The sequence below is a fragment of the Alsobacter sp. genome, from assembly GCF_059501845.1.
The window spans coordinates 808,191-820,948 of the sequence record NZ_JCACDK010000018.1; the positions used below are offsets into that span (position 1 = coordinate 808,191).

The 12,758-nt window shown below is 69.2% G+C and carries 11 protein-coding genes; 8 read left to right on the forward strand and 3 right to left on the reverse strand.

Translation table 11 applies throughout. The features are described from left to right. Positions 1–24 precede the first annotated feature (24 nt). The 6 genes from hydA (at position 25) to AC5JCN_RS18710 (ending at position 6,057) form a co-directional block, all read left to right on the forward strand. Positions 25–1,452, forward strand: coding sequence for a dihydropyrimidinase (hydA, locus tag AC5JCN_RS18685; RefSeq protein ID WP_495756595.1), 1,428 nt, complete (start codon positions 25–27; stop codon positions 1,450–1,452). 1 nt (position 1,453) lies between these two features. Further along, positions 1,454–2,281, forward strand: a complete 828-nt coding sequence (locus AC5JCN_RS18690) for an ABC transporter ATP-binding protein (protein WP_495756596.1) — start codon at positions 1,454–1,456, stop codon at positions 2,279–2,281. 192 nt (positions 2,282–2,473) lie between these two features. Further along, positions 2,474–3,331 carry an ABC transporter permease gene (locus tag AC5JCN_RS18695; RefSeq protein ID WP_495757678.1) on the forward strand — a complete coding sequence of 286 codons (858 nt, stop codon included), beginning with the start codon at positions 2,474–2,476 and terminating at the stop codon, positions 3,329–3,331. Continuing rightward, positions 3,328–4,452, forward strand: coding sequence for an ABC transporter permease (locus AC5JCN_RS18700; protein ID WP_495756597.1), 1,125 nt, complete (start codon positions 3,328–3,330; stop codon positions 4,450–4,452). Before AC5JCN_RS18695 ends, AC5JCN_RS18700 begins: the two co-directional genes overlap by 4 nt. A gap of 65 nt (positions 4,453–4,517) precedes the next feature. After that, positions 4,518–5,513: an ABC transporter substrate-binding protein gene (locus AC5JCN_RS18705; protein ID WP_495756598.1), complete on the forward strand. Its 996-nt coding sequence runs from the start codon at positions 4,518–4,520 to the stop codon at positions 5,511–5,513. Positions 5,514–5,601: 88 nt separating this feature from the next. Continuing rightward, positions 5,602–6,057, forward strand: a complete 456-nt coding sequence (locus AC5JCN_RS18710; RefSeq protein WP_495756599.1) for a DMT family transporter — start codon at positions 5,602–5,604, stop codon at positions 6,055–6,057. 6 nt (positions 6,058–6,063) lie between these two features. On the opposite strand, the gene AC5JCN_RS18715 is transcribed toward AC5JCN_RS18710, so the two are convergent. Further along, entirely contained in the window at positions 6,064–6,621 is a 558-nt protein-coding gene (locus AC5JCN_RS18715; protein ID WP_495756600.1) for a CAP domain-containing protein, read from the reverse strand. Positions 6,622–6,831: 210 nt separating this feature from the next. Between AC5JCN_RS18715 and AC5JCN_RS18720 the strand changes: the two genes are divergently transcribed. Further along, entirely contained in the window at positions 6,832–7,644 is an 813-nt protein-coding gene (locus AC5JCN_RS18720; protein WP_495756601.1) for a ferredoxin reductase domain-containing protein, read from the forward strand. Positions 7,645–7,706: 62 nt separating this feature from the next. Continuing rightward, positions 7,707–8,468, forward strand: a complete 762-nt coding sequence (locus tag AC5JCN_RS18725) for a hypothetical protein (protein ID WP_495756602.1) — start codon at positions 7,707–7,709, stop codon at positions 8,466–8,468. 50 nt (positions 8,469–8,518) lie between these two features. Here the strand turns inward: AC5JCN_RS18725 and AC5JCN_RS18730 are convergent, their stop codons facing one another. Continuing rightward, the gene (locus AC5JCN_RS18730) at positions 8,519–9,100 is read right to left on the reverse strand and encodes a TetR/AcrR family transcriptional regulator (RefSeq protein ID WP_495756603.1); all 582 of its coding nucleotides are present in this window, start codon (positions 9,098–9,100) and stop codon (positions 8,519–8,521) included. Positions 9,101–9,107: 7 nt separating this feature from the next. After that, positions 9,108–12,506 carry an acyl-[ACP]--phospholipid O-acyltransferase gene (locus AC5JCN_RS18735; RefSeq protein ID WP_495756604.1) on the reverse strand — a complete coding sequence of 1,133 codons (3,399 nt, stop codon included), beginning with the start codon at positions 12,504–12,506 and terminating at the stop codon, positions 9,108–9,110. Between the last annotated feature and the right edge of the window lie 252 nt (positions 12,507–12,758).

The following is a 12,758-nucleotide window of genomic DNA, read 5'->3' on the forward strand; positions in this document are numbered from 1 at the left end:
ATCTGGACCGTTCGGAGAAAAGCCATGTCGACACTGGTCAAGGGCGGCACCGTGGTCACGGCCGACCGCACCTGGGACGCTGACGTGCTGGTGGAGGGCGAGCACATCGTCGCCGTCGGCAAGGACCTGAAGGGCGACGACGTCATCGACGCGCAGGGCTGCTACGTCATCCCCGGCGGCATCGACCCGCACACGCATCTCGAAATGCCCTTCATGGGCACCACCACGGCCGACGACTTCGAGACCGGCACCAAGGCCGCGCTGTCCGGCGGCACCACCATGGTGGTCGACTTCTGCATTCCGGGGAACGGCCAGCCGCTGCTGGAGGCCTGGGCCGACTGGGATCGCCGGGCGAAGAAGGCCTACAGCGACTACGCCTACCACATGTGCATCACCTACTGGAACGACCAGGTCCGGGCCGAGATGGCCGACGTGGTCGCCAAGGGCGTCACCACCTTCAAGCATTTCATGGCCTACAAGGGCGCGCTGATGGTGAACGACGAGCAGCTCTATGCCTCGTTCCAGCGCTGCGCCGAGCTGGGCGCCACGCCGCTCGTCCATGCCGAAAACGGCGACATCGTCGCCGCCCTGCAGGCGAAGCTCCTGCGCGACGGCGTCACCGGGCCGGAGGGCCATGCCTATTCCCGCCCGCCCGAGGTGGAGGGCGAGGCCGTCAACCGCGCCATCATGATCGCCGACGCCACGGGCGTGCCGCTCTACGTCGTGCACGTCTCGTCGATCCCGGCGCACGAGGCCATCGCCCGCGCCCGCTCGCTCGGCCAGCGCGTCTATGGCGAGCCGCTGGTGCAGCACCTGACGCTGGACGAGAGCGAGTACCACAACAAGGATTGGGACCACGCCGCGCGGCGCGTGATGTCGCCGCCCTTCCGCGACAGAAAGCACCAGGAAGACCTCTGGAATGGGCTCCGCGCCGGCTCGCTGCAGGTGGTCGCGACAGACCATTGCGCCTTCACCACCGAGCAGAAGCGCATGGGCCGCAACGACTTCACCAAGATCCCCAACGGCACGGGCGGGCTGGAGGACAGGCTCTCGGTGCTGTGGACGGCCGGCGTCGAGACGGGACGGCTCACCCCAAACGAGTTCGTGGCGGTGACCTCGACCAACGTCGCGAAGATCCTGAACCTTTATCCCCGCAAGGGCTCCATCACGCCCGGCGCCGAGGCCGACATCGTCGTGTGGGATCCCAAGGCGTCGAAGACCATCTCGGCCAAGTCGCAGCTCTCGGCGATCGATTACAACGTCTTCGAGGGCTACAAGGTCAGTGCCACGGCCCGCTACACGCTCTCGCGCGGCGAGGTCGTGTGGGACGGCGAGAAGATCATGGGCCAGTCCGGCCGTGGCCGTTTCGTCAAGCGCGACCCCTTCTCGGCCGACTTCAAGGCACTGCGGACCTGGAAGGACCTGACCGCGGACAAGGCCGTGGCCCGCTGACGTGGAAGCCGTAGCGCAGCGAACCGCGAACACCGTTCCGGCCGGGGCGACCGCCCCGACCGTCATCGCTGCCCGCGATCTGTCGCTCACCTACGACACTGCCGACGGTCCGGTCCACGCCCTGTCGCATGTCGACCTCGACGTGCGCCGGGGCGACTTCGTCTCGCTGATCGGCCCGTCGGGCTGCGGCAAGACGACGCTGCTGCGGGCGATCGCCGACCTCGAGGCGCCGACCTCCGGCACGCTCACCGTGAACGGTGTCACGCCGGGCGAAGCCCGCCTCAAGCGGGCCTATGGCTATGTCTTCCAGGCGCCGGCGCTCTATCCCTGGCGCTCCATCGCGCGCAACGTGTCGCTGCCGCTCGAGATCATGGGCTTCCCGAAGGCCGAGCGCGAGGCGCGGGTCGCTCGCAACCTCGAACTGGTCAATCTCGGGGGCTTCGAGAAGAAGTTCCCCTGGCAGCTGTCGGGCGGCATGCAGCAGCGCGCCTCCATCGCCCGCGCCCTCTCCTTCGATCCCGACCTGCTCCTGATGGACGAGCCCTTCGGCGCGCTGGACGAGATCGTCCGCGACAAGCTGAACGAGCAGCTGCTGCGGCTCTGGGACCACACGGGCAAGACGGTCGTCTTCGTCACGCACTCGATCCCGGAGGCGGTGTTCCTGTCGACCCGGATCGTGGTGATGTCGCCGCGCCCCGGCCGCATCCAGGAGGTAATCGACTGCGACCTGCCGCGCGACCGCACCCTCGACATCCGCGAGACGCCGCACTTCATGGAAGTCGCCAACCGGGTCCGGCACGGACTGCGGGAAGGGCATTCGTATGAGTGATGCCGGTAGTACCCGACCAGTCGTCGTCATCCCGGACGGAGCGAAGCGAAGAGCCGGGATCCAGCAACACGACACAGGGCAGCGGTCCTTTATCGCGTGTCCGCGGCGCACCGCTCCGCTTTGCGCCGCGCCCGGGATGACGCGGCGGGGGACCTGGTGAGAACGTCCACCTCTTCCATTCTGACCGACCGGATGCTGCCGGTGCTCGTGGTCTGCGCGGCCATCGTCGCTCTCTGGTATCTCGGCGCCGTGCTGATGAACGCGGAGTTGCAGCGGGACGCGTTCCGCAATGCCGGGCAGCAGGAGTGGACGACGGGCGAGCTCGTCGCCGGCACTCTGGCGCAGGAGCGTCCGAAGCTGCCTGCACCGCACCAGGTGGCCCAGGAGCTGTGGAAGACGGTGGTCGCCACGCCCGCTACGTCGAAGCGCAGCCTGCTCTACCACGCCCAGATCACGCTCTCGGCGACGCTGCTCGGCTTCCTGCTGGGGTCGGGACTGGGCATCGTGCTAGCGGTGCTCATCGTGCATGTCAGGAGCCTCGACCGGTCGATGATGCCGTGGCTGGTCTCCTCGCAGACCGTGCCGATCATCGCGCTGGCGCCGATGATCGTGATCATCCTCAACCAGCTCGACGTCACCGGCATCGTGCCCAAGGCGGCGATTGCGGCCTACCTCTCCTTCTTCCCGGTCACGGTGGGGATGGTGAAGGGGCTCCGTTCGCCCGATCCGCTTCAGCTCGATCTCATGCGGACCTACTCGGCCTCAAGGGCGCAGACCTTTTTCCTGCTGCGCGTGCCGGCCTCGGTGCCCTTCCTCTTCGCCAGCCTGAAGGTCGGCGTCGCCGCCAGCCTCGTCGGCGCGGTCGTGGCCGAGCTCACCCAGTCGGCCGATGGCGGGCTGGGGGCGCGGCTGCTGGCCGGCTCGTACTACGGCCAGACCATCCAGATCTGGGCGGCGATCTTCATGGCGGCCTTGTGTGCCTGCCTCCTCATCGCAGCCGTGGCCCTGGCCGACCGCGTCGTGCTTCGCCGCATGGGCTATCTGCGATGAGGACGGACTGGCTCGCCCTGCTCTGCGCCGCGGCGGGCATCGCCGCAGCCGCGCTGCCCTTCGGCGGCGAAGGCGGATGGGTGGCCCTTCGCAGTCTGTCGGCTCTGCTCGGCTTGGCGGCGCTGGCGCTCGCCCTGCTGGGCTCGCGCAGGGGCATGTCGGTTGCCCTCCTCGTCATGCTCGCTGCGCTGACGGCGGGGCTCGCCTTCGCGCTGGTCGGGGCCTTGTCGGGCGGGCTCGAATACGCCGCCGGCTCCGGCTACGCGCTGGCGCTCGCGGCGATGTGGCTCGGTGCCTGGCGCATCGTCCAGGCGCTCTCGGCGGCCCGCCTGCCCGCCGGCCCGGTGCAGGCGCTCGTCGGCATCGCCATCCCGCTCGTCTTCGGCATCACCATCCTGGTGATGTGGGAGGCGGGCGTGCGCGGCTTCGGCTCGCAGATGATGAAGGTCATCCTGCCCGCGCCCTCGGCCATCGGCGCGCGCTTCGCCTCCTCGCTTCCGGTGCTCGGCGCCGATTTCCTGCAGACCTTTCGCGGCGTGATCGTCGGCTACGTCCTCGGCTGCGGCGCGGGCATCCTCGTCGCCATCCTCATCGACCGGGTGCCGTTCCTGCAGCGCGGCCTGCTGCCGCTCGGCAACCTCGTCTCGGCCCTGCCCATCGTCGGCGTCGCTCCGATCATGGTCATGTGGTTCGGCTTCGACTGGCAGTCCAAGGCCGCCATCGTCGTGGTGATGACCTTCTTCCCGCAGCTCGTGAACACGGTCGCCGGCCTCGCCTCTGCGGGAGCCATGGAGCGCGACCTGATGAAGACGTGGGCGGCGAGCTACGGCCAGACGCTGCTGAACCTGCGGCTCCCGGCGGCGCTGCCCTTCATCTTCAACGGGCTGAAAATCAATTCCACGCTGGCGCTGATCGGCGCCATCGTGGCCGAATTCTTCGGCACGCCCATCGTCGGCATGGGCTTTCGCATCAACACAGAGGTTGGTCGCATGAACATCGACATGGTGTGGGCCACGATCGTCGTGGCTGCCCTCACCGGCACGCTGTTCTACGGCCTACTCGCCCTCGCGGAGCGGCGTGCCACCTTCTGGCACGCCTCCTACCGGCAGAGGGCGGTCTAGAAGGGGAACTGGCCGCGGGACCAACCTGCGGCCGTACAACGACAACGAAACCGGAGGGTCGAACCGTGAAGAAGCTCGCAATCGCAGCCCTGCTCGCCGCCGCCGCGGCGGGTGCCAGCGCGGCGCAAGCCGCCGACAAGGTGACGCTTCAGCTGAAATGGGTGACGCAGGGCCAGTTCGCCGGCTACTTCGTCGCCAAGGACAAGGGCTTCTACAAGGACGCCGGCCTCGACGTGACGATCAAGCCGGGCGGCCCCGACATCGCCCCGCCGCAGGTCATTGCCGGCGGTGGCGCCGACGTGATTGTCGACTGGATGCCCTCCGCCCTCGCCACCCGCGAGAAGGGCGTGCCGCTCGTCAATATCGCCCAGCCCTTCAAGCGCTCGGGCCTGATGCTGACCTGCCGCGCCGAGACGGGGATCAAGAAGCCGGAGGACCTGAAGGGCCGCACCATCGGCGTCTGGTTCTACGGCAACGAGTATCCCTTCCTCTCCTGGATGTCGAAGCTGAAGATCCCGACCGACGGCTCCGCCCAGGGCGTCAAGGTGCTGAAGCAGGGTTTCAACGTCGACCCGCTGATCCAGAAGCAGGCCGACTGCATCTCCACCATGACCTACAATGAGTACTGGCAGGTCATCGACGCCGGGCTGAAGCCCGAGAACCTGGTCGTCTTTAAGTACGAGGACCAGGGCGTGGCCACGACCGAGGACGGCCTCTACGTGCTCGAGGACAAGCTGAAGGATCCCAAGTTCGTCGACACCATGGCCCGCTTCGTGAAGGCCTCGATGAAGGGCTGGGAGTGGGCCGGCGCCCATCCGAAGGAGGCCGCCGCGATTGTGCTGGAGAACGACGCCACGGGTGCCCAGACGGAGAAGCACCAGGTCCGTATGGTCGAGGAAATCAACAAGCTGACCGCCGGCTCCGACGGCGCGCTGGACGAGGCCGACTACAAGCGCACCGTCGCGACGCTGCTGTCGGGCGGCTCAGACCCGGTGATCTCGAAGGAGCCGCAGGGCGCCTTCACCCATGCGGTGACGGACGCCGCCAAGGCGATGAAGTAGGATCTCTCCGGCAAGTCCCGAGTTGCGGCCGCGCCCTGCGCGGCCGCATTTTTCTGTCCCCCACCCCTCGAAACCGAGAGCCAGCCCGATGTCCCTGTCCAGCGTCGTCCTGCCGCTCTGCGCCGTTCTCGCGGCCATGGCCCTGCCTGTCCAGGCGGCCATCAATGCCCAGCTGGCCAGGGCCCTCGGCAACCCGGTCGCGGCGGTGGCCGTGTCCTTCTGCGCCGGGCTGGTGCTGCTGGTCGTGCTGGTGCTGACCGTGTTCCGCGACCTGCCGCCCGTCGCCGAGATCGTCAGGATCCCGCCCTGGCTCTTCGTCGCCGGCGGCTCGCTCGGCGTGCTCTACCTCATCGGCAACGTCGTGCTCGTGCCGCGGCTGGGGGCAGCCGCCATGTTCTCCTTCGCCATCGCGGGCCAGCTCACCGCGGCGCTGATCCTGGACAAGATCGGCTTCCTTGGCCTTGCCGTGCGCGAGATCAGCATGGGCCGTCTGGCCGGGGCGGTGCTCGTGATGATCGGCGCCGTGATGGTGCGCTCGCTGTAGGGCCTCTCACCGGATCACGAGGAACGGGGCACCCCAGCGGAAGCCATCAGCAGAACCGTCCGCGACCGGCACGGGCTCGGGCGCGGCGAGCACCATGGCCCAGTAGAGCCTGCCGTCAGCGCCCTTGCGCCTGGCGAGCCCGAGGCGTGTCACCTGCTTCATCAGCATGTTGGAGAGGTGGCCGCTCGACGCGGTCCAGGACGCCATGACCTCCGCAAGGTCGCGCTGGCCCATGGCGACGTTCTCCGCCGCGGCCGGGGCGGCCGAGCCTGCCTTGCGCATCCGGCTGCCGAGGTCGCCGGCAATGGTGTGGGACATGGTCGTCGCGGCGGCCATGGCGGCGGCCTGCTCGTCCGCGGCGCGGGTCAGTGTCGCGTCGGCCTTCACGGGCGGGAGGCCCTGGGCCGCGCGCAGGCCGGAGACGGCCTTGGCGGCCGCCACGGCCTCGGCCGGCAGCCGCTCGGCCTTCTGGGGCTTTGCAGGAGCGGCGACGGCGGCGGGGGTGGACGCCATACCGGCCGCGCACAGCACGGCGATCACGACTGCGACAGCCAATCGGTCCATGGCGATGTCTCCTGGCCAGCCGGCACGAATCGCCGGTCTGACGGCAGGATGGAAGAGGCGAGTTTACGGCGCGTCTACGGCCCGCCATGCCGGGCGCACGCCGGTCCGCCGCATTAACCCTAATCGAACATGACCCGGGAAAGCCTTGGACAGCCCTGGGTCGCAGCGTCACAATTAAGGTTAGCAGTCCATGAACGGGATGCGTTGCAAATGAGCGTTACAATCCGCGGCAGCCGGCCCGACCTGCCGCTTCCCGTCCGGATGACGGGAACGGTGGCGGGTGTGCGCGACCTGTCGCCCTCCGTCGCCGAGCTGGTCGTGGAACTGCGTGACCGCCTGCCCTGGATTCCCGGCCAATTCGTCAAGCTCTCCTTTGCCGGCGGGCCCGAGCGCGCCTATTGCCCCACCTTCGGGCTGCGCGCCGAGGCGCATGAGCGGACCCTCGTCTTCCATGTTCGCCGTCATCCGGAAGGGGCCTTCTCCGGTCGCCTCGGAACGGGCATCCGCTCGGGCGCCCGCATCGGCATGCACGGTCCGTTTGGCCGCGAGACGCTACGCCATGCCGATGGCAGGCTGGTGCTGGTTTCGGCCGGGGCCGGGTTCTCGGCGATCTGGGCCATGGCGGTGGCGGCCCGCCTCGGCCAACCGCACCGCGAACTCTCGGTAATCGTTGCCGCACGCGACCCGCGCGATCTCTACATGCGCCCAGCGCTCGCATGGTTGCGGGCCCGAGGCATTGCCGATGTCCGGGTCGTCGCCCGCGATGCTGGCGCCAGCGACCTCTTTGTCCAGGCGGGCAGGCCAGCCTCCGCAATGCCCGCTCTGGAGCCGGGCGATGAAGTGCACGTGGCCGGATCACCCGGCGACGTGGCTGCCGTGGCGGCCATTGCCGAACAGGCCGGGGCGCTCTGCCTCGCCGTACCGTTCCACGCGGCGGAACGGCACGACGCAGCCAGGTGGGAGACCGTGGTGGACACCGGACCGATGCCCGGCCGCACGGGGCGCGGCAACCGGCCCGCCTGAACGACTGAAACCCGATCCCCGCCGGAGCGTTGGCGGCCCGACCTGTCTTGCAGGAGGCCGCCATGCCCATCACGTCCACCTTCTCTCGTAAGCGTATCCTGGCGGCCGGCTGTGCCGCCGTCCTCCTCGCCACTGCGCCCGCCTTCGCCCAGAGCGGCGGCGGCTCGTCCGGCGGTTCTTCGGGCGGCTCGTCCGGGGGAAGCTCCTCGGGTTCCGCAGGCTCTACCGGATCCGCCGGCGGGATCGGCGGCGGCAGCGGCGGGGCCCCCGGGGCGCCGACCGGCTCCACCTCGATCGGCGGCGCCACCAGCATCGGGCCGAACTCCGACACGTCCGGCACCGTCCTTCCCAACGGCACGCCTGCCCCGGGCGGCGGGCAGGCCGGCACGCTCGGCGATCAGGGAACGTCCGCGGCGACAAACCCGGGCGTGCCCTCGACCAATCCGGGCACGCCGGGCGTGACGGGAACGGTCGGTTCGCAGACCGGCGGCCTCACGTCGGACCAGGCCGGGAGCGCCGCCAATTCGTCGGCGCCGGGCCTTGGCGGTTCGGCGGCCGAGATCGGCTCGCGCGGCGGCTCGCCGGCCTGTGCCGACGTCCTCGCCCATCGCGACTACTTCACCGCCAAGATCATCCAGGGGTGCGAGCAGCAGGCACGCAAGCAGGGTCAGGATCCCGCTAAGATCCCCGACCAGCGCCGCACGGCGGACGGCACGGGCTCGCTGGGTGCCGGGATCAAGCCAATCGACCGGCCTTCCGAGGTGCAGAAGCAGAAGGAAGCGGTCGACCAGAAGGTGCTGAAAGGCATCTGCACGAACTGCTGACCCTGCCTTCGGGCGGCGCTGACGGGCGCCCGTCCGAGGGCCCTGCGCGTCTAGACCGCCGGGCGCGTGCCCAGCCCGGCTAGCACGGCGCGGGTGATGGCGGCGGCCTGCCGCGCCATGGGACCCTGGATCCGTCCATAGAGGCGGAAGATGGCAGGCTGGGTCACCATGCCGAGCGCCAGCGCCGCGGCGAGGTCGGGATCGCCGGGGTCGATCTCGCCCTGCTCCATGGCCCGCGAGAACACGTCGCGCAGGGCCGAGACGGGGTTGCGCTCGGGCTCCAGGGGCACTGCTTCGAGATGGCGGTGCTGGTTGATCAGGATGAAGGTGAAGAGCGCCGGCCGCTCGTCGAACAGCGTGGCGAAGTGCAGCACCAGCCGCCACACCCTGCGGGGAAAGGGATCCGCAGCGCCGCCGATGGCCATCACGTCGCTGGCCAGCGCCTCGAAATGCGTGAGAAAGACCTCGCGCGCGATCTCCTCCTTCCCCTTGAAGTGGCGGTAGAGGGCGCCCTCCGCGACCCCCACCGCCTGGGCGATGTCGCGGATGGAGGCGCCCTCCACCCCTTTCGCCGCGAAGAGGCGCAGTGCCTCCTCGACGATCTTTGCCCGCGTGCGGCTGCCGTCGCGCATGGCCGCCTCAGGCCGCGCTCTCGGAGGCACGCTCGCGCACCAGCTTTCCGACGGCACCGTAGTCGACCTTGCCCGACCCCAGCAGCGGCACGTGGTCGACGGCGACCACCTCGGCGGGCACCATCAGGTCGGCAGCGCCCTTGGCCTTGGCGAAGGCCAGGAAGTCCGCCCGCGTCGCATCCTTGCGCTGGGTCAGCATGACCATGCGCTCGCCCTTGCGGGGATCGGGCGTCGTCGCGACGGCCGACAAAGCGTCCGGCCAGAGCTCGGCAGCCAGCGTCTCGACCGCGGCGAGCGACACCATCTCGCCGCCGATCTTGGCGAAGCGCTTGGCGCGGCCCTTGATGGTGACGAAGCCCTCGGCGTCCACGGCGACGATGTCACCCGTGTCGTGCCAGCCCTCCGGAGGGGGCTCCAGGACGCCCGGATTTTCCGACCGGAGGTAGCCCAGCATGACGTTGGGGCCCTTGACGAAGAGCCGCCCGCCCTCGGTGACACCGGGCACCGGCTCGAGCCGCACCTCCATCCCTGGCAGGATACGCCCGACGGTGCCGAAGCGGTTGAACATCGGCGTGTTGAGGGCGAGCGCCGGCGCCGTCTCGGTGATGCCGTAGCCCTCCAGAATTCGCAGGCCGAACTTCTCCATCCAGGTGCGCCGCGTCGCCTCCTTCACCGGTTCGGCCCCGGCCAGCACGTAGCGCAGCGAGCGGAAGTCATAGGGGTGTGCGGACCGCGCATAGCCGGCCAGGAACGTGTCGGTGCCGAACAGGATGGTCGCGTTCGACGCGTAGACCAGCTCCGGGACGATCCGGTAGTGCAGCGGCGAGGGGTAGAGATAGACCCTGACGCCGGATACCAGCGGCAGGATGAGCCCCACTGTGAGCCCGAAGGAGTGGAAGACGGGCAACACGTTGAAGACCGTGTCGGTACGCCCGAAATCGATGCGGGCCGCGGCCTGCGCCGCGTTGGCGAGCATGTTGCGGTTGGAGAGCACGACGCCCTTCGGCGCGCCCTCCGATCCGGAGGTGAAGAGCACGACGGCCCTGTCGTCGGCCTTGCCCTTCGACAGCGGCTTCTTCCAGCTCAGCAGAGCACCGAGGCGCTCGGCGAAGCCGACCTTGGCGCGAACGTCTTCCAGCCAGACGAACTGCACTTCGGCGGAAAGCGCCTCGACCAGCGCCTCCAGCCGGCCCTTCTCGACGAAGGCGCGGGAGGTGACGACGGTCTTCACCTCGGCGCCGCGGCACGCGGCAAGGATGTTGGTCGCGCCGGCGGTGAAGTTGAGCATGGCCGGGACGCGGCCGGCCGAGAGCAGGCCGAGCAGCGTGACCGCCGCGCCGCCCGACGTGGGCAGCAGCACGCCCACCGCGCCGCCCTCTGGCGCCAGCGGCGCAAGCCTGCGGCCGATGACGCGGGCACCCGCCAGCATCTTGCGGTAGCTCAGCGGCCCGCCCACGGGGTCGTCCACCGCCACACGGCCTGCGCCATGAATGTGCGCCGCCTCGATCACCGCCTGGATCACGGTCCGGTCGGTCGATGTGGTGCGGAAGACGAGGTCCGACATGATGCCGTAGAGCGCCGCTCCTGCCGCATGGCGGCGGGCGCGGCCCTTGAGCTCCGGATCGACGGAGAGCTTCACCGGGTCGAGGATGGTGACGCGCACCTTCGGGAACCAGCGCCTGCGCACCTGCTTGGGCGAGAGGCGCGAGAACGGCGTCGCCTCCAGCCCGTCGATGCGCACCGGGACGACGAAGGCGTCGGTCTTGTCGGCGATCAGGCCGGCCCCGTCATAGACCTTCATCAGGCTTCCGGTGACGGTGATCCGGCCCTCCGGGAAGATCACCAGCGGTTCGCCGGACTGAACGGAGTGGATCAGCGTCCGGGTTGCCATTGGCTTCGTGGGGTCGAGCGGCATGGCCCGCGTGATCTTCAGGAAGGGCTTCACCCACCAGCGCTGCGCGATGCCGTGGTCGATGGCGAAGACCGGGTCCTTGTCCATCAGCGACAGTGCGAGCCCGCCATCGAGGAAGCTGACATGGTTCAGCGCGATGATGGGGTTGGGACCCGCCTTGTCGAGGTTCTCGAGGCCCTTCACCTCCATCCGGTAGACGGCCCGGTAGATGATGGAGAGGACGTCGCGGAAGACGTTGACGGGCAGCAGCTTCAGCGCGGCGACGGCAGCGACGAGGTTGAGGGCGCCGAGCAGGGTTATGATCTGCCCCTCCGTCAGTCCTGCCGCCTGAAGGGCGGCCGCGGCCAGCGCGCCGCCGACGATGAAGCCGGCCTGGATGACGTTGCCGGCCGCGATGACGCGGGCGCGCCGATCCTCGCCGGCCCAGGACTGCACGGCGGCGAACACGGGGACGATGTAGAGGCCTCCGGCTACGGCGAGGCCGGCGAGATCGATCCCGATGCGCAGGCCCGTTCCCGTCGCGAAGAAGGCGAGGGGGCCGACGGGACTCGGGCCGGGCACGGCGGCCCATGTGGCGAGGCCGAGGTCGATGGCGAAGACGCCCATCAGCACGGCGCCGATGACGGTCGGCAGCAGGATGATGCGGCCGTGCGACATCCACGCCGCCAGCGCCGAGCCCACGCCGATGGAGACGGAGAACAGCGTCATGGCGGCGATGTAGAGATTGTCGTCGCCGCCGAGCCGGTCCCGCACCAGCGTCGAGAGCAGGGCCAGCATCACGGCGCCGACCAGCCAGAACCAGCTGACGACCAGCACTCCGCGCCACAGGCGCGTCTCGGACCACAGCGCCCGGATCAGCCCGCCGGTGGAGGCGAAGATGTTGGGGTTGACCCGCAGCCCGGGAGCCTTCTCGCCCGTCGGCGGGATCATCCGGGCGGCGATCCAGCAGGCGACGGCCAGGAGAATGAGCCCGGCGCCGACATAGAGCGGGTTCTCCGTTCCGGTCGCCGCCTTCGTGCCCGCGATCGTCCCGAGCAGGATGGCGATGAAGGTCGCCCCCTCGATCAGCGCGTTGCCGGCGGGCAGCTCTTCGGTCTTCAGGTGGTCAGGCAGGATGCCGTATTTGATCGGCCCGAACAGGGCCGCGATGATCCCGAACAGCCCCAGTGCCGCCATCAGGATCCAGACGTCCTGCATGACGAAGCCGGCGACGCCCACCAGCGAGGCAAAGATCTCGGCGAACTTCAGCCGCTTGGAGATGAGCGCCTTGTCGTAGCGGTCGGCCATCTCGCCGCCGAGCCCCGACAGGAGGAAGAACGGCGCAATAAAGATCGCCCCCGCGATCTGCACGAGTGTCCCCGACCCCTCCATGGCGAGCCGGTAGACGATGAGTGCCACCAGCGCGTTCTTGAGGAAGTTGTCGTTGAAGGCGGAGAAAAACTGGCACCAGAAGAGCGGCGCGAAGCGGCGGGTGCGCAGCAAGCTGTCGGACATGCGGTCCTCCGGGCCGGGTTGCCGGCCGAATAGTGAGTGATCACTCACTATCACAGGCAGCGGACCGTGCAAGAAGTGAACGATCACTCACTTAACGAGACGTGCGAAGACGCACGTGCTCCCGTTGGAGCGCGGGTCTTCAGACCCGCTTTGCCGCCGTACTCACGCCTTGCATTCCGGCCGGAGCAAAGCGGAGAGCCGGTGTCCAGGAACGCGATCGGACGCCGTCCAGAAATGCGGGTCTGCGGCGCG